Origin of the sequence: Streptosporangium sp. CA-135522, from assembly GCF_050949235.1 — a bacterium.
In the GTDB taxonomy this organism is placed as follows: Bacteria; Actinomycetota; Actinomycetes; order Streptosporangiales; family Streptosporangiaceae; genus Streptosporangium.
Map to the genome: position 1 here is coordinate 1,119,136 of NZ_CP192026.1, position 16,025 is coordinate 1,135,160.

A 16,025-nucleotide genomic window follows, 5' to 3' on the forward strand; every position below is an offset into this window, starting at 1 on the left:
AGGGTTCACGGCGACGACGGAACCGGCCGCGGGAGAGGGGGCAGCGCCCTGACGCCCAGGACGACGAGCGTCACCCCGCACACCAGGAGGGCGGCGAGCTGGCCGGCGTTCACGGCCTCCATCGTCCGGGTGATCGGGTCCACGGCCTGGAAGGTCAGGTCGGCGGCGCGGACGAGCGTCACGGGCACGGTCAGGATCGCCAGCGCCAGCGGCAGGGAGGCGGTCCGCCCGCCGGGAGCCCGCATGCGGGTCCCGACGCAGGTCACGCTCGCGACCACGAGCGCCAGGCAGGCCAGGCCAAGCTCGCCCAGCCACGGCCACACCCACGACCAGAACCGCAGGTCGATGACCGGCGCCAGCGCCATCGAGTTGAGCACTTTCAAGATCACGTAAAGCGGCGCGCCGGCGCCGACGGGAAGGGCGGCCACCCAGCGGGGGCGGTGCGTCCGCGGTGCGTCCCGATGGAATCCGGCCAGCAGCGCCAGCACCGGCACCACGTACAGGACACCGTGGAGGATCAGGGCCTTGGTGCCCTCATCCCAGCGCACGGCCTCTCCCCGGAGGGCGGAGCCGTAGTACAGCGCGACGGCGAGCAGCGCCGACGCCTTCGCCGCGCGCGTGCGGCCCAGGACGAGTGAGGCGAAGGCCGCGACCCACAGGAGGCCGCCGACGCCCTGCGCGATGTCCCACAGCCGCTCGGGTGATCCGGCGGCGCCGAGGAGCGTCGGATCACCCGTGCCGAAGATCCCGTAGATCTCCAGGGAGCTCCCGAAATAGACGCAGGCCATCATCGCGTGGAAGAACAGTCCCAGCGTGGCCGTCAGGCGGACCGCCTCGCCCCAGGCGAGGGACCTGAGCGGCGCGCCGGAGCCGCCCAGGCGCACCCGCACCGACAGCGCGACGACGCTGGCGATCTCCGACCAGCGCGGCCGGGGGTTGTCCTCGTCGCGCAGGCCGCCCGATCCCTCCAGGAAGGCGCAGACCATCTCCTCTTCCCGCTCGGCGCGGTAGGAGGCGGGCAGCAGCCGCAGCACGTACCGGTAGCGCTCTTCCAGAAGGCTCATGCCGTACCCCCCGCGTATCGGGTGCGCAGCCGCCGGCGTGCGCTTTCCACGTTTCCCGCCAGCCTGGCGGCCTCGGCCTCCAGGGCGCGCGCTCCGGACTCGGTGAGCCGGTAGTAACGGCGCAGCCGTCCCTGCTGCGCCTCCTCGCGGTCCAGCGCCACCATCTCGTCGGCGGCCAGCCGGTCCAGCACGCCGTACAGCGTGCCGATCTTCAGCTCCACCCGCCCGTCCGACAGCTTCTCGACCTCCTGCACGATCCCGTAGCCATGCCGTGGCTCGTCGACCAGTGCGGTGAGGACGAGGAACGCGGGTTCCGTCATCGCTCGTGGGCTCATGAACATCACCATATACTGCTTAACAAGATATGGGGAGAGCCCTGCCGTCCCGGACCTCGGGGTGGCGGCGCGGGAAACGCCCCCGTGTACCCGGATCCCCGTTCCCATCTCTTTAGGGGGGCTAAAGTCGGACGGGAAGACCGCACGGCAGGGAGCAGGCCACGCATGGACGACACGGACCTGAAGGACATCGCCGCGATCGCCGACCCGGTCGATCGGGCCGAGGCGATCAGCCGTGTCATGGCCGACCGGCAGGGCCTGATCGTCGAGCTCGCCCGGTTCCGCCGTGAGGCCATCGTCGAGGCGCAGGCCGCCGGGGTGCGCCAGGAGGCGATCGCGCGGCGGCTGGGGGTCAGTCCCGGCAGAGTGTCGCAAATGACGTCAGCGGGCGCCATAGACGCCGAGGGCGGCCTTGCGGAGCCGCGCCGGAAACCGCCCAGGGTGGTGGTCCGGCGCGCGCTGCCCACCGAGCCCGCCGTGCGCGGTTCGGCGTCGCTCTTCATGACCGAGGCGGAGCGGCAGGGCGTCCGCGCGGGCCGCCGCATGCTCTACGTCGGTCCCGAGCCGGCCTCCGGCCACGTCGCCGCCGCGTTGCGCGTCGAGCCCGGCGCCCAGGTCCTGGCCCGGCGCAAGCTGCTGCTCGCCGACGACGTGCCCGTGCGGATCGCCACCAGCTACTTCCGGCTGGATCTCTTCGGCGGCACCCCGATCGCCGCCCCCGGATTCGTGACCCCGAGCCTGCAGGCCGGGATCGAGGCACTCGGCCACCGCTTCGGTCACGCCGAGGAGCACCTCGTCGCCCGCCCGCCCGTCGCGTTCGAGGCGGAGACCCTGCAGCTCGACCCCGGGGAGTGGGTGGTGCAGGTGCTGCGCGCCGGCTACGGCGACGCCGGCGCCCCGGTCCACACCCTGGAGACGATCTGCGCGGGCTCCCGTCACGTCTTCCCGATCGCCCAGGTGACCGGGGCCGACGAGTTCTGATCCGGTGGGCCGTGCCCGAGTTCTGACCCGGCGGGCCGTGCCCGAAGCGGGGTGTCAGGCGTGCACGCGCTCGGCCGGGGAGGTCCGCAGCAGGCGGTCGATGAAGGCCAGGCCGATGGCGGAGGCGACGAAGGCCAGGTGCATCAGGGTCTGCCACATGATCTTGTCATTGGGGATGTCGGCGGCCCTGATGAAGGTCTGCAGCAGGTGGACCGAGGAGATGCCGATGATCGCGGTGGCCAGCTTGACCTTGAGCACGTTCGCGTTGACGTGGGAGAGCCATTCCGGCTCGTCGGGGTGGCCGTTGAGGTGGATGCGGGAGACGAAGGTCTCGTAACCGCCGACGATCACCATGATCAGCAGGTTGGAGATCATCACCACGTCGATGAGGCCCAGTACGGCCAGCATCACGGCCACCTCGGGCTTGTAGGCCTCCGGGGCCGTCCCCTGCGCGACGTCGTGGATCAGGTGCCAGAGCTCGACCATGAACTGGTAGACGTAGACGCCCTGCGCCACGATCAGGCCCAGATAAAGCGGGACCTGCAGCCACCGGCTGGTGAACATCAGGTAACCCAGGCTGCGGGCCTGGGGCGACGCGGCCTGCGAGGTCGAGCTCACGCGTAGATCTCCCCTTGACGATCGTGTGGGGATCACTTTACGGATTCGGCTCGCCCGGACCCGCACCGGGTGATTCAAGTGACATCTCAAACCGCTCCGGGGGCCGGCGGACGATCCGGTCCCCGGAGGCGGGGCGGAGAGACTAGAGCCGCTCGACCACGTGGTCGATGCAGTTGGTCAGGGCCTCGACGTCGTCGGGGTCGATGGCCGGGAACATCGCGATGCGCAGCTGGTTGCGGCCGAGCTTGCGGTAGGGCTCGGTGTCGACGATGCCGTTGGCGCGCAGGACCTTGGCGACCTCGGCGGCGTCGACGCCGTCGGCGAAGTCGATGGTGCCGACCACGTTGGAACGGAACTCGGGCGCGGCGAACGGCGTGGTGTAGGAGGTCTTCTCCGCCCACGTGTAGAGCCGGCGGGCCGACTCGGCGGTGCGCGCGGTGGTCCAGGCCAGGCCGCCGTTGCCGTTCATCCACTCGATCTGGTCGGCGAGCAGGAACAGCGTGGAGACCGACGGGGTGTTGTAGGTCTGGTCCTTGGACGAGTTGTCGATCGCCACCGGCAGGCTGAAGAACTCGGGGATGTAGCGGCCGCTGCCGGCGATCTCCTCGACCCTGGCCAGCGCGGCCGGGGACATCAGGGCGATCCACAGGCCGCCGTCGGAGGCGAAGCTCTTCTGCGGGGCGAAGTAGTAGACGTCGGTCTCGCTGATGTCGACGGGCAGGCCGCCGGCGCCGGAGGTGGCGTCGACCAGGACGAGCGAGCCGTCCTCGCCCACGCGCCTGATCGGCATGGCGACGCCGGTCGAGGTCTCGTTGTGGGTGAGCGCGTAGACGTCCACGCCCTCCTCCGGCCGGGCCTCGGGATGGCTGCCGACCTCCGACTTGATCACGGTCGGGTCGCCGAGCCACGGGGCCTTCGCCACGACTGAGGCGAACTTGGAGGAGAACTCGCCGAAGTGCAGGTGCTGCGACTTCTCGCGCACGAGCCCGAAGGCGGCGATGTCCCAGAACGCGGTGGTGCCGCCGTTGCCGAGGACGACCTCATACCCCTCGGGAAGGGAGAACAGCTCCGACAGACCCGCGCGGACGCGCCCGACGAGGGACTTGACCGGCTTCTGGCGGTGTGAGGTGCCCAGAACGCTGGATCCCGAGGCGGCCAGCGCCGACAGCTGTTCGGGGCGCACCTTCGAGGGCCCGCAGCCGAAGCGGCCGTCGGCGGGCTTGATTTCTGAGGGAATCACGATGTCAGCCACCTGACCAGCCTACTGAGCCTTCCGATTGGTCTAGGCCGAAGTCCGGATTGTGAGATGAACGCGTCTGTGATGTGAAACGGATGCGAAACGGCTGCCGCGCGAGACGATCGCGCGACAGCCGTGAAGGACATCGGTCAGATGTTGCCGAGCACCTCGGCGGCGCCTGGGACGTCGTTGACCGAACGCTGCGCGGGACCCACGTAGTCGGCGCTGGGGCGGACGAGCCTGCCCGTGCGCTTCTGCTCCAGGATGTGGGCGGCCCAGCCCGCGGTGCGGGCGCAGGTGAACATGGAGGTGAACATGTAGGAGGGGACCTGGGCGAAATCCAGGATCACCGCCGCCCAGTATTCGACGTTGGTGGCGAGCACCCGGTCGGGCTTGCGAGCGTGCAGCTCCTCCAGAGCCGCCTTCTCCAAAGCCGCGGCGACCTCGTAGCGCGGCGCGTCGAGCTCCTTGGCGGTACGGCGGAGCACGCGGGCGCGGGGGTCCTCGGCCCGGTAGACGCGGTGACCGAAGCCCATGAGCCGCTGGCCCTTGTCCAGCTCGCTCTGCACGTACTTCTTGGCGTCGCCGACCTGCTCGACGCCCTCGATCATGTGCAGCACGCGGGCGGGGGCGCCACCGTGCAGCGGACCGGACATGGCGCCGACGGCACCGCTCAGCGCCGCGGCCACGTCGGCGCCGGTGGAGGCGATGACGCGGGCGGTGAAGGTGGAGGCGTTCATGCCGTGCTCGGCCGCCGACGTCCAGTAGGCGTCAATGGCCTTCACGTGCTTGGGGTCGGGATCGCCCTGCCAGCGGATCATGAACCGCTCGACGATGCTCTCGCCCTTGTCGATCTCGCTCTGCGGGACCATCGGCTTGCCGAGGCCACGAGAGGACTGGGCGACGAAGCTCAGCGCGGTCACACTGGCGCGGGCCAGGTCGTTGCGCGCCTGCTCCTCGTCGATGTCCAGCAGCGGCCTGAAGCCGTAGGCGGGGGCCAGGATGGCCAGCGCGCTCTGCACGTCGACGCGGATGTCACCGGAGTGGACAGGAATGGGGTACGGCTCTGCCGGGGGGAGACCCGGCTGGAACTTGTTGTCGACCAGCAGGCCCCACACGTTCCCGAAAGAGACGCGACCGACCAGCTCTTCGATGTCGACGCCCCGGTAACGCAGGGCGCCCCCTTCTTTGTCCGGTTCCGCGATCTCCGTCTCGAAAGCTACTACGCCTTCGAGCCCGGGTTTGAAGTCGGACATTCTCGGCCGCCTCCCTTTCTTGAAGTCAAAGCCTTGATGTCGAGATACCGGCGGGTCATATTCAACCCTGCGAGGCACAGCGGTGTGCCGCCGGACCCGCCGGAACGCGATCGTCCCAGGTGGGGGCGGTGCGCACGTTCTCCGTCAAGCACGGGAGAATACCTTCCCGTGGACGCCACATCGCGCCCGCCATCGCTGGCGGGGCTTCGCCGTACCTATCAGGGCCTGCCTTTACTGGAGGCCGACCTCGAACCCGATCCCGTTTCGCAGTTCGCCGTCTGGTTCGGCGAAGCGCTGGACGCCGGGCTTCCCGAACCGAACGCGATGGTGGTGGCCACCTCCTCCGCGGGCGGGCGGCCGACGGCCAGGACCGTGTTGCTCAAGGGCTACGACGAGAACGGGTTCGTCTTCTACACCAACTATGAGTCGCGCAAGGGCCGTGACCTCACCGAGAACCCCCGGGCCGGCCTGCTGTTCCCCTGGCACGCCATCCGCCGCCAGGTGCGGGTGGAGGGCCCGGTGGTACGGCTGTCGCGCGAGGAGTCGGCCGCCTACTTCAGGTCGCGCCCCTACGGCTCGCGCATCGGGGCCTGGGCGTCCCGGCAGTCGGCGGTCGTGCACTCCAGGGAGGAGCTGGAGACGCGTTACACGGAGCTCACCGAGCGCTGGCCGGAGGATCCGCCCGTGCCGGACTTCTGGGGCGGGTTCCGGGTCGTGCCCGCGGAGGTGGAGTTCTGGCAGGGCCAGCTCGACCGCATGCACGACCGCCTCCGCTACCGGCGTTCGGGCGCCTCCTGGGTGGTCGAGCGCCTGGCCCCCTGACTTCATTGCCCGCCCTTTACTGATATATCCCCATATGTCGGGCAGGTAGAGGGGGCAGCGTGGAGTTCGGGGATCTTGTACGTCGGCTCGCGGTGGACATCCGCCCCCTGAGCGTGCCCGCCTACCGGCGGCTGTGGGCCGGTCAGGGGGTGTCGTTCATCGGCTTCCAGCTCACCTCGGTGGCGGTCAGCGCCCAGATCTACGACATCACCGAGTCGTCGTTCTGGGTCGGCATGCTCGGCCCGGCCAACCTGGTCCCCCTGGTGGTCTTCGGGCTGTGGGGTGGGGCCGTCGCCGACGCGGTGGACCGGCGCAGGCTGCTCCTGGTCGGCGCACTGGTCGCCTGGACCGCCACGCTCGCGCTGCTGGTCCAGGCCGCCATGAAGTCGACGAGCGTCGGCCTGCTGCTGGCGACCGTGGCGGTGCACGCCACCGGGTTCGCCATCACCGGGCCGACCAGGGGCGCGATCATCCCCAGGCTGGTCCCGACCGAGCTCGTCCCGGCCGCCAACACGCTCAACTTCCTGGCCGGCGCCGTCGGCACCGTCGTCGGCCCGCTGGTCGGCGGGATCGTGCTCGCCCAGGGCGGATTCGCCGCCGCCTACCTGATCGACGCGCTGCTGTTCGGCGCCGGCTTCTACGCCGCCGTACGGCTGCCGCAGCTCAAACCGGTCGGCGAGGTGACCCGCCCCGGCCTGCGCTCGGTCGTGGACGGCCTCAGCTACGTCGCCGGGCATCCGGTCGTGATGATGTCGTTCGTCGTGGACATCATCGCCATGGCGTTCGCACTGCCCAGGGCGCTGTTTCCGGAGATCGTGGCCGAGCGGTTCGGCGGCTCGCTGATCGCGTTCGGCTGGCTGTCGGCCAGCATGGCCATCGGCTCGGTGCTCGGCGGTCTGATGTCGGGCTGGGTGGGCCGGGTGCGGCACCAGGGGCTGGCGCTCACGTTCGTGATCGCGGCCTGGGGGCTCAGCGTCGCCGCCGCCGGGCTCGTGGGCCGACTGTGGCTGATGGTCGCGCTGCTGGCCTTCGGCGGCGCCGCCGACCTGGTCTCCGCGGTGTGGCGGCAGACGATCCTGCAGACCCACGCGCCCGACGACATGCGCGGCCGGATGCAGGGGGTGTTCATGGTGGTGGTGGCCGGCGGGCCCCGGCTGGGGGACCTGCGGGCGGGGGCCACCGCGACCTGGTTCGGCGCCACCGGGGCATGGGTCGGCGGCGGGATCGCGTGCGCGGTGACGGTGGTGCTGGTGGGATTGGCCGTACCGGCGTTCAGGGACTACCGGCCCGTGACGCGCGAGCCGTGAGCGGCTCGGGAAGGAATCGGCGGGTACCGGTGTTGCCGTCCTTTGTCATCGTGGGCGGATCTCACAATAGGGTCGAGGTCTGAGACTTTCCGGTCCCGCGCAGCACCACGGCATCCTCGCGCGATGGACACGGCATCAAGATAGGACGGGAGGAGCCTTGACCGCACACGGCCTGATCGACACCACGGAGATGTACCTCCGCACGATCTTCGAGTTGGAAGAAGAGGGGATCGTCCCTCTGCGTGCGCGAATCGCCGAGCGGCTTCAGCAGAGTGGTCCCACCGTCAGTCAGACGGTCGCGCGCATGGAGCGCGACGGCCTGGTCCGGGTCGAGGGCGACCGGCACCTGACCATGACCGACCTGGGCCGCACGCTCGCGACGCGCGTCATGCGCAAGCACCGCCTGGCCGAATGCCTGCTCACCCAGGTCATCGGCCTGCCCTGGGAGGAGGTGCACATCGAGGCGTGCCGCTGGGAGCACGTCATGTCGGAATCGGTGGAGGCACGGCTGGTCACCCTGCTGAACAACCCCACCGAGGACCCGCACGGCAACCCCATCCCCGGGCTGGAGGAGCTGGGCGTCGAGGGGGTCGCGGGCGGCGGCTGGGAGTCGCTGCCGTCGATGGCCGCGATGGCCGGACCCAGAGGTATACCCGTTGTGGTGCGGCGAATTAGCGAACAAGTGCAAAGCGATCCGGCTGTGATGCTTAAACTCAAGCAAGTTGGGATACAACCCGGACGCGAGGTAACGCTCGCGGCGAGCGACGACGGTGTGCGGGTGACAGGTGACGACGAAGCGGAGAACACTCTTGCGGACCTTCCGCGAGACATCGCCGCGCACGTTTTCGTCTCCACGCGCTGACCAAGGCCCCTCTGCTTGGTTGGATCCCCCTCGGGAGACCCTTCACTCCCCGGCCGAGACTGCAGCAGGAGCAACCGTGGTTCGCTTTGCGCACACCCGTCCCCGAGGGGTGGTCACCGGATGAAGCGGTGGGGGGATGTGACACAGGACACCGCCGACCACCTTTCGGCGGGTTCCGTCCTCGATCACGCCGAGATGGCGGTGGTCGTCACCGACAGATTCAGCAACCTTCTCTACTGGAACCCCTTCGCGGAGCGGCTGTTCGGCCGCCCCGGGGTTCCGGGTTCCCGCGACCAGTCGCTCTCCCTGGGGATCATGGAGAAGGACCATCCACTCGCCATCGAGCTCGCCAAACACGTGCTCAAGGGCGGTGTCTGGGAGGGCACCTTCGACGTCAGGCGCGGTGACGGGACGATCGTCTACGTCCGCGCCCAGGCCGTGCCGCTGCGGCACGCCTCCGGATCGGTGACGGGCATCGTCATCACCGCCCGCGAGGCGATGCGCAGCAACGAGCGGGAGAAGGACCGCTTCGGCCTGCTGGAGCGGATCGGCGAGCGGCTCGCCGGCTCCCTCTACGTCGAGGAGACGCTCAAGCGCGTCGCCGAGATGCTCGTCCCGCAGTTCGCCGACCACTGCTTCATCGAGCTGATGGAGGGCCAGCGGCTCACCCGGCGGGTCTCCACCCACGTCCAGGGCTGGAGCCCGCCGCCCAACACCTGGGCGCCGCTCGGCGCGGAGATCCGCTACCCGGCGGGACACTACGCCGACATCGCGCTGCGCCGCCAGGAGACGATCCTGGTCGAAGACTTCTCCCAGACCAACTATCCCAGTCCCGGCGAGGCCAACACCCGTCTGGCCGCCGAGATCGGGATGACCTCGGCCATCGTGGCGCCGCTGTGCGTGCGGGGCGAGGTCCTCGGGCTGATGTACCTGGGCCTGTCGAACCTGACCGACCGGCGCAGCCCGCACTACGACGCCTTCGACCGCGACTTCGTGGGCGCCATCGCCACCCGGGTCGCGCTGGCCGTGGACAACGCGCTGCTGTTCGAGGAGGAGCGGCACACCGCCGAGTCCTTTCAGAAATACCTGCTGCCCCCCGCGCCGCTGCCCGAGCTCGACGGGCTGGAGATCGCGGTCCGCTACTACCCGGCGGCGCCGCTCGCCTCGCACGGCCAGGGCATCCAGACCCAGGTCGGCGGCGACTGGTACGACGTCATCCCGCTGTCGGCGGGCCGGGTCGGCATCGTCATCGGCGACGTCGAGGGCCGCGGCGCCAAGGCCGCCGCGGTCATGGGGCAGCTGCGGGCCGCGCTGCGGGCCTTCGCCCAGGACGACAAGCCGCCCGCGGAGATCCTCGCCCGGCTCGACGAGTGGACGCGCATCATCGCCACCCCCGAGCGGGACGACAGCGGCGAGGACATCAGCGTCCCGCCCATCGTCACCTGCCAATACCTCGTTTACGACGCCTGGTCGCGGCAGCTGTCGTTCGCCAACGCCGGTCACGCCCCGCCGCTGCTGCTCAACGACGGCGCCTGCACCGAGCTCGACATCAAGGAGGTCGGCCAGCCGCTCGGCGTCCGCGCCAAGGGCGTCCACGCCGACCTGGTCTACAAGGAGGAGACGCGGACGCTGCCCCCGGGGGCCGCGCTGCTGCTCTACACCGACGGTCTCGTGGACCGCCGTCCGATCCGCGACGCCGACGGCAGGCCGCCCAGCGACGAGGAGACCCTCGCGCTGCTGTGCGGCAAGCTCATCGAGATCTCCGAGGCCTCGGTCGAACGCATCGCGGACGCCGCGACGGTCGCGGTGCCCGGGGAGATCGACGACGACATGGCCATCCTGGTGGTCAGGTCCGCCCCCAACGACCTTGAGGTCGAGGAGCGCACGTTCCCGGCCCAGCCGATCATGGTGGGCGAGGCCCGCCGCATGGCGGCCGAGGCGTTCACCGGCTGGAGCGTCCCCGAGGAGCGGGCCGAGCTCGCCTGCCTGCTGGTCTCGGAGGTGGTGACGAACGTGGTGCTGCACGCCGCCACCGCCAGCATCCCGCGCCGCGAGCTGGTGCTGGACGCCCCGATACCGTTCGACGAGACCTGGGACGACGTGCCGGGCTTCGAGGACGAGATCGTCAACGAGAAGGAGTTCACCCTCCGGCTCCGCCGGGGCCGGGAGTCGGTCTGGGTGGAGGTCTTCGACCAGGACCTGCGCCTTCCGCGCATCCGCAGCGCAGGGGAGAACGACGAGGGCGGCCGGGGCCTGTATCTCGTCGACCAGCTCGCCAAGCGCTGGGGCTCACGCCCCACCAAGGAGGGCAAGGCCGTCTGGTTCGAGATTCCCACCAAGTCCCGCTGAGGACGGTGGTGGCCGGGGCGGTGCCGCGGTGGTGGGGACACGGCCGGTCCGAGGCGTGATCGGGAGCGCGAGATCGCGGACCGTGCCCCGGGGGTACGGCTCGGAGCACGGCGGCACTAGGAGATGCTCCTGATCGGTGCTTGACTCGGGAGCATGGAACTGGCCTTCGAACGGCGCGGCGCCGGACCCTCCCTGGTCCTGCTGCACGGTATCGGGCACCACTGGCAGGCATGGCTGCCCGTGCTCGACCGGCTCGCCGCCGAGCGGGACGTCATCGCCGTGGACTTTCCCGGCTTCGGCGTCTCACCGCCGCTGCCGCCCGGCACGCCGTACACGGCGGAGACCCTCGCCGACGCGATCGAGTCGTTCTGCGCGATGCTCGGTCTGCACGAGCCCCACGTGGCCGGCAACTCCCTGGGCGGTTACGTCGCCCTGGAGCTCGCCTCGCGGGGCGCGGTCCGCACGGCCACCGCGCTGTCCCCGGCCGGATTCTGGAGCCGGAGTGAGCTCGTCTACGCGCGGGCCGCGCTCCGGGCGACCAGGGCCGCGGCCCGCTCCATGCCGCCGGAGCGGGCCGCGGCCGTCGCGGGGAGCCCGCTGGGGCGGATGGCCACGGCGGGAATGATGGTGGCCCACCCCGCCAGGCTCTCCGCCGAGGCGCTGCTCGCGGCCACCCAGGCGCTCGCCGACGCCCCGGGGTTCGACGACACCCTCGACTCCTTCACCTGGATGATGCCTCCGGCCCCGCCCAAGGCGCCGATCACGATCGCCTGGGGCGAGCACGACCGGCTGCTGCTGCGGCGCCAGGCCGTACGGGCCGCCAGGTGGTCGGGCCAGCGGGTGAAGCTGCTCAAGGGCTGCGGGCACCTGCCGATGAGCGACGATCCCGAGCTGGTCGCCGGGGTGCTGCTGGAGGGGTCCCGGTAACCGGGAGTGCGGGATTTTCAGGGTGCGACGGGGCCCTGGCCCGCTCCGGTGCGGCGCAGCGTCTCGGCCACCTCGGCGAGGTCGTCCGGGGTGAGGGCGAGATCCCCGGCTCCGGTCCAGCCGTCGATCTGAGCGGGCGTGCGGGCTCCGACGATGGCCCCGGTCACTCCCGGCCAGGCGAGAGCCCAGGCGATGGCCGCCGCGGCCGTCGAGACGCCGTGCCGATCCGCCATGGACCGTAGGGCCTCGGCGACCGCGAGGTTGGCGTCGAGGCCCGTGGTGAAGTCCGGGTGGGTGCGGCGCCAGTCGTCCGCGGGCAGGGCGGCCACCCGCTCCCGGGAGAACGCGCCGGTGAGCAGGCCCGACTGCATCGGCGAGTAGGCGATCACCGCGGTCCCGTGCTCCCGGGCCCAGGCGATCTCCGGCGCCGCCGACCGGTTGAGCGCGGAGAACCCCGGCTGGATCGCGTCGACGTGCGCGATGCCCTCGGCGATCTCAAGCAGCTCGGGGCCGTGGTTGGACAGGCCGATGGCACGGACCTTGCCCTCCCGCTTCAGGTCGGCCATGACCTGCCAGTACTCCTCCAGCGGGGTAGGCGCCGACGCCGCGTTCCCGTCCCCTCCGCTCCACTCCAGGGACGCGCCGGTGTCGGGCCAGTGCACCTGGTACAGGTCGATCCGCTCCACCCCGAGTCGCCGCAGGGAGTCCTCGACCTCCCGCCGGACCTGCTTCATGGTCCGGTACGGCGCGGCCGACGGGTTGTCCGGGTCCCAGACCAGCCCGGCCTTGGTGAAGACGTAGGGCTTGTCCGCCAGACCCGCCAGCGCCCTGCCGACGACCTCCTCCGAGTGGCCCAGGCCGTAGACGGCGGCGGTGTCGATCCAGTCGACCCCGCTCTCCACGGCCCGGTGGATCGCCGCGACCGAGGCGTCGTCGTCGGTCGCCCCCCAGGTGTAGCGCCAGCCGGAACCGCCGATGGCCCAGGCTCCGAAACCGACCTTGCTGATGTTCATGTCCGCGATGTTCATGTCACCGAGTTTGCGAGAGGGCGCCGGCCGTACCCAGTGCCGCGCGCAGCCTAGGAACGACAGGGCCAGGTTCCGCCGGACCGCCCGGCGGATACTTGAGGCATGAACGAACTGGGCGAATTCCTGAAATCCCGGCGCGCGCGCGTTCGGCCCGAGGACGTGGACCTGCGGACATACGGCGGGCGGCGCCGGGTGCCCGGCCTGCGCAGGGAGGAGCTCGCCCAGCTCGCGGGCATGAGCGCCGACTACTACATGCGCCTGGAGCAGGGCCGTGGCGGGGGAGTGTCCGAGGAGGTGCTCGCGGCGATCGCCAGGGTCCTGCGGCTGGACGACGACGAGCGGACCTACCTGTTCAGCCTGGCCCGCCCCACCCGGCCGAGGCGGCGCACCCGGCAGGAGGTGCGGCCGCCGATGCGTTTCCTGCTCGACGCGATGGAGGGCGTGCCGGCCTACGTGATCGACCACCGGACGCGCATGCTGGCCTGGAACCGCCTGGCCTCGGCGCTGATGCTCGACTTCGGCGCGCTGCCCGAGGACCGGCGGGACTGGGGGCGCATGTGCTTCCTGGACGCCCGGACCAAGGAGATCTTCGTGGACTGGGAGGAGAAGGCCCGATCGACGGTCGCCTATCTGCGGCTCAAGGCGGCCGGGCACCCCGACGACCCCGGGCTGGCCGCGCTGGTCGGCGAGCTGACGATGAAGAGCGAGCTGTTTCGGCGCTGGTGGGCCGATCACAACGTGCGGGAGAAGACCGACGGGACCAAGAGGTTTCGCCATCCGCTGGTGGGCGAGCTCACCCTGCACTTCCAGACGCTCGCGGTGGCCGGCGTGGAGGACCAGGCGCTGATCGCCTACTCCGCCGAGCCGGGCTCGGAGTCGGAGGCGGCGCTGCGGCTGCTGGCGAGCTGGACCCTACCGGAACGTCTGTCCCCACAGCGCGAGCATGACCAGGACGAACACGACCACGACGCCCGCGTAGGCGACCGGGCCGAGCCGTAGCGCGCGCCGGACCCGGTTGAGACCCCAGGCGAACAGCAACGCCAGGAAGATCAGCAGGATCAGTCCGCTGTCCATCAACACCGCCTCTGGGGAGCCTTCGCTGACCAGTATGCGTCCCCCGCGCCGATCTTGCGGCGATTGAGCGCGACGCCGTGTTCCGTGGCATCGTTGCGGATCGTGAACAGATCCGTGAAGCCCCTTAAGTCCCCGAAGGCCCTGAAGTCCCCGAAGGTGACGCGCATTCTGCTACTGGCCGTCTTCGCCGCCGGCCTCTCCGCCTGCTCGGGGGGAGGGGAGACCTCCGCCGCCTCGGCGACGCCTACCGCGTCCGTTTCGGAGCCCACCTCTGCACCCGCGTCCGGGCCCACTGACGGGCCCACTGACGGACCCGCCACCGAGTCCGCGACGCCTCAGGCGCCCGTGTCCCCGGCCGCGACGGCGTCGCCGAGCGTTCCGGGGCTGAGAGGGCTCGACGCGGTGGTGCTGGGGGAGGTCAAACGGCTGAAGGCCGGCTCGATCACGGTGAAGCCCGAGAAGGGGGAGAAGCGGGAGGCGATGCTCACGCCGTTCACCCTCGTGCTCGACGTCCAGGGCGGCGTCTGCAAGGAAGGCGAGCTTCCGCACCGGTGCAACGCCGCGCAGTTGGAGAAGGCGCTCAAGGCGGGCAACACCTTCTACGGCAAGGTGACCATCAAGGACGGGGTGGCCGAGCGGATCGAGGAGATCGTCGGGGAGTGACGGGCGGTCAGGGCGTTCACGAGGAGACCGCCGCGTCCACCTGAGGACGCGGCGGGTTCCGTCGTGGGGCGTCGGAAACCGGTGCCGAGGCCGTTCAGGGGCCGGTCGGAAACCGGTGCCGAGGCCGTTCGAGGGGCGGTCAGAAGCCGGTGCCGAGGCCGTTCGGGGGTGGTCAGAAGCCGAACGAGCGGCCGATGATCTCTTTCATGATCTCGGTGGTGCCGCCGTAGATGGTCTGGACGCGGCTGTCGACCCAGGCCTTGGCGACGGGATACTCCATCATGTAGCCGTAACCGCCGTGCAGCTGGAGGCAGCGGTCGATGACCTTGGTCTGCAGCTCGGTGGTCCACCACTTGGCCTTGGCGGCGTCCACGACGCTGAGCTCCTTGGCGTTGAGGGCCCGGATGCACTTGTCCACGTAGTGGCGGGCGATCTCGACCTCGGTGTCCAGCTCCGCCAGGACGAAACGGGTGTTCTGGAAGCTGCCGAGGTTGCGGCCGAAGGCCTTGCGGCTCTTGCAGTATTCGATGGTCAGCTGCAGGACGGTCTCGGCCGCGGCCACGGCCATGACGGCGATCGACAGCCGCTCCTGTGGAAGGTTGCCCATGAGCTGGTAGAAGCCCTGGCCCTCCTCCTCGCCGAGCAGGTTGGCCGCGGGCACCCGGACGTTCTCGAAGAACAGCTCCGCGGTGTCCTGGGCGTGCATGCCGATCTTCTCCAGGTTGCGGCCCCGGCTGAAGCCCTCCATGCCCCGTTCGACGACGAGCAGGGAGGTCCCGCGGGCGCCCGCGGCCGGGTCGGTCTTGGCGACCACGACGACCAGGTCGGAGTTGATGCCGTTGGTGATGAAGGTCTTCTGGCCGTTGACGACGTAGTGGTCGCCCTCGCGCACCGCGGTCGTCCTGATGCCCTGCAGGTCGCTGCCCGCGCCGGGTTCGGTCATCCCGATGGCGGTGATCAGCTCGCCGCTGACGAACCCCGGCAGCCAGCGGGCCTTCTGCTCGTCGTTGGTGAGGTCCACGAAGTACGGTGCCATCACGTCGTTGTGCAGCGAGTAGCCCAGGCCGGACGCGCCGATCCTGATGACCTCCTCGACGATCACGGCGTTGTAGCGGAAGTCGGTGATCCCCGCCCCGCCGTACTCCTCCGGCACTCCGAAGCCGAACATCCCGAGCTCGCCGGCCTTCTTCCACACTTCGCGGGGAACGATGCCGTCCTTCTCCCACCGGTCGTGATGGGGCACGACCTCCCGGGCCAGGAACTCGCGCACGGTCTCGCGGAAGAGCAGATGCTCCTCCTCGAAGAGGTCTCGCTGCATTGACTGCCTCCTTGGGTGCTCCGTGGAACAGAATACGATTCTGTTACTTCCAGGTACACCCGTTCCATCGTGCTCGTGAGGCTCTTGTTCCCGCATCGGCAGGTCACAAGTCCGCCACAGTCCCCCGGGGGTCTTGTCGTACTCCTGCGGCAGGAGATCGTAGGACGGTACGATCCGGGCCTAG

General features: G+C 70.3%; 15 protein-coding genes. 8 read left to right on the forward strand and 7 right to left on the reverse strand.

The annotated features are described in order from the left end of the window. Positions 1 to 5: 5 nt before the first annotated feature. Positions 6 to 1,064, reverse strand: a complete 1,059-nt coding sequence (locus tag ACQPYK_RS05575; protein ID WP_433251234.1) for a hypothetical protein — start codon at positions 1,062 to 1,064, stop codon at positions 6 to 8. Next, on the reverse strand, positions 1,061 to 1,399 hold the full coding sequence (locus ACQPYK_RS05580; RefSeq protein WP_433251237.1) for a PadR family transcriptional regulator: 339 nt from the start codon (positions 1,397 to 1,399) through the stop codon (positions 1,061 to 1,063). The genes ACQPYK_RS05575 and ACQPYK_RS05580 overlap by 4 nt, the downstream gene beginning before the upstream one ends. 165 nt (positions 1,400 to 1,564) lie before the next feature. Here ACQPYK_RS05580 and ACQPYK_RS05585 point away from each other — a divergent pair, with 165 nt between their 5' ends. After that, positions 1,565 to 2,380 carry a GntR family transcriptional regulator gene (locus ACQPYK_RS05585; RefSeq protein ID WP_433251240.1) on the forward strand — a complete coding sequence of 272 codons (816 nt, stop codon included), beginning with the start codon at positions 1,565 to 1,567 and terminating at the stop codon, positions 2,378 to 2,380. 54 nt (positions 2,381 to 2,434) lie between these two features. Here the strand turns inward: ACQPYK_RS05585 and ACQPYK_RS05590 are convergent, their stop codons facing one another. The 3 genes from ACQPYK_RS05590 to ACQPYK_RS05600 form a co-directional block, all read right to left on the reverse strand. Next, a complete protein-coding gene (locus tag ACQPYK_RS05590) occupies positions 2,435 to 2,998 on the reverse strand; it encodes a TIGR00645 family protein (RefSeq protein ID WP_433251243.1) in 564 nt (187 codons plus the stop codon). Positions 2,999 to 3,140: 142 nt separating this feature from the next. Further along, positions 3,141 to 4,250 carry a phosphoserine transaminase gene (gene serC / locus ACQPYK_RS05595; protein ID WP_433251246.1) on the reverse strand — a complete coding sequence of 370 codons (1,110 nt, stop codon included), beginning with the start codon at positions 4,248 to 4,250 and terminating at the stop codon, positions 3,141 to 3,143. A gap of 134 nt (positions 4,251 to 4,384) precedes the next feature. Continuing rightward, the gene (locus ACQPYK_RS05600; RefSeq protein WP_433251249.1) at positions 4,385 to 5,491 is read right to left on the reverse strand and encodes a citrate synthase 2; all 1,107 of its coding nucleotides are present in this window, start codon (positions 5,489 to 5,491) and stop codon (positions 4,385 to 4,387) included. Between the two features lie 168 nt (positions 5,492 to 5,659). Between ACQPYK_RS05600 and pdxH the strand changes: the two genes are divergently transcribed. The 5 genes from pdxH (at position 5,660) to ACQPYK_RS05625 (ending at position 11,758) form a co-directional block, all read left to right on the forward strand. Next, positions 5,660 to 6,313: a pyridoxamine 5'-phosphate oxidase gene (gene pdxH, locus ACQPYK_RS05605; protein WP_433251252.1), complete on the forward strand. Its 654-nt coding sequence runs from the start codon at positions 5,660 to 5,662 to the stop codon at positions 6,311 to 6,313. Between the two features lie 59 nt (positions 6,314 to 6,372). Further along, positions 6,373 to 7,620, forward strand: a complete 1,248-nt coding sequence (locus ACQPYK_RS05610; RefSeq protein WP_433251255.1) for an MFS transporter — start codon at positions 6,373 to 6,375, stop codon at positions 7,618 to 7,620. A gap of 157 nt (positions 7,621 to 7,777) precedes the next feature. After that, positions 7,778 to 8,482 (forward strand): iron dependent repressor, metal binding and dimerization domain protein, encoded by a 705-nt coding sequence (locus ACQPYK_RS05615; RefSeq protein ID WP_433251258.1) that lies wholly within the window; start codon positions 7,778 to 7,780, stop codon positions 8,480 to 8,482. Between the two features lie 120 nt (positions 8,483 to 8,602). Beyond that, positions 8,603 to 10,831 carry a SpoIIE family protein phosphatase gene (locus tag ACQPYK_RS05620; protein WP_433251261.1) on the forward strand — a complete coding sequence of 743 codons (2,229 nt, stop codon included), beginning with the start codon at positions 8,603 to 8,605 and terminating at the stop codon, positions 10,829 to 10,831. A 153-nt stretch (positions 10,832 to 10,984) separates the two neighbouring features. Continuing rightward, positions 10,985 to 11,758, forward strand: coding sequence for an alpha/beta fold hydrolase (locus tag ACQPYK_RS05625; protein WP_433251264.1), 774 nt, complete (start codon positions 10,985 to 10,987; stop codon positions 11,756 to 11,758). A 17-nt stretch (positions 11,759 to 11,775) separates the two neighbouring features. Here ACQPYK_RS05625 and ACQPYK_RS05630 read toward each other — a convergent pair whose 3' ends face one another. Next, positions 11,776 to 12,786, reverse strand: coding sequence for an aldo/keto reductase (locus ACQPYK_RS05630; protein ID WP_433251267.1), 1,011 nt, complete (start codon positions 12,784 to 12,786; stop codon positions 11,776 to 11,778). A 102-nt stretch (positions 12,787 to 12,888) separates the two neighbouring features. On the opposite strand from ACQPYK_RS05630, the gene ACQPYK_RS05635 reads away from it, so the two are divergent. Together ACQPYK_RS05635 and ACQPYK_RS05640 are read left to right on the forward strand one after the other, a co-directional pair. Further along, positions 12,889 to 13,785: a helix-turn-helix transcriptional regulator gene (locus tag ACQPYK_RS05635; protein WP_433251270.1), complete on the forward strand. Its 897-nt coding sequence runs from the start codon at positions 12,889 to 12,891 to the stop codon at positions 13,783 to 13,785. Positions 13,786 to 13,962: 177 nt separating this feature from the next. Beyond that, positions 13,963 to 14,523 carry a hypothetical protein gene (locus ACQPYK_RS05640; RefSeq protein WP_433251273.1) on the forward strand — a complete coding sequence of 187 codons (561 nt, stop codon included), beginning with the start codon at positions 13,963 to 13,965 and terminating at the stop codon, positions 14,521 to 14,523. 172 nt (positions 14,524 to 14,695) lie between these two features. Here ACQPYK_RS05640 and ACQPYK_RS05645 read toward each other — a convergent pair whose 3' ends face one another. After that, positions 14,696 to 15,841, reverse strand: a complete 1,146-nt coding sequence (locus tag ACQPYK_RS05645; RefSeq protein WP_433251276.1) for an acyl-CoA dehydrogenase family protein — start codon at positions 15,839 to 15,841, stop codon at positions 14,696 to 14,698. Between the last annotated feature and the right edge of the window lie 184 nt (positions 15,842 to 16,025).

What these genes read in the sequence shown, in the direction of transcription:
- ACQPYK_RS05575 (WP_433251234.1), bottom strand. Translation starts at nt 1,064, where the DNA reads ATGAGCCTTCTGGAAGAGCGCTACCGGTACGTGCTGCGGCTGCTGCCC.
- ACQPYK_RS05645 (WP_433251276.1), bottom strand. Translation starts at nt 15,841, where the DNA reads ATGCAGCGAGACCTCTTCGAGGAGGAGCATCTGCTCTTCCGCGAGACC.
- ACQPYK_RS05630 (WP_433251267.1), bottom strand. Translation starts at nt 12,786, where the DNA reads ATGAACATCGCGGACATGAACATCAGCAAGGTCGGTTTCGGAGCCTGG.
- ACQPYK_RS05625 (WP_433251264.1), top strand. Translation starts at nt 10,985, where the DNA reads ATGGAACTGGCCTTCGAACGGCGCGGCGCCGGACCCTCCCTGGTCCTG.
- ACQPYK_RS05585 (WP_433251240.1), top strand. Translation starts at nt 1,565, where the DNA reads ATGGACGACACGGACCTGAAGGACATCGCCGCGATCGCCGACCCGGTC.
- ACQPYK_RS05600 (WP_433251249.1), bottom strand. Translation starts at nt 5,491, where the DNA reads ATGTCCGACTTCAAACCCGGGCTCGAAGGCGTAGTAGCTTTCGAGACG.
- ACQPYK_RS05620 (WP_433251261.1), top strand. Translation starts at nt 8,603, where the DNA reads ATGAAGCGGTGGGGGGATGTGACACAGGACACCGCCGACCACCTTTCG.
- ACQPYK_RS05580 (WP_433251237.1), bottom strand. Translation starts at nt 1,399, where the DNA reads ATGAGCCCACGAGCGATGACGGAACCCGCGTTCCTCGTCCTCACCGCA.
- ACQPYK_RS05635 (WP_433251270.1), top strand. Translation starts at nt 12,889, where the DNA reads ATGAACGAACTGGGCGAATTCCTGAAATCCCGGCGCGCGCGCGTTCGG.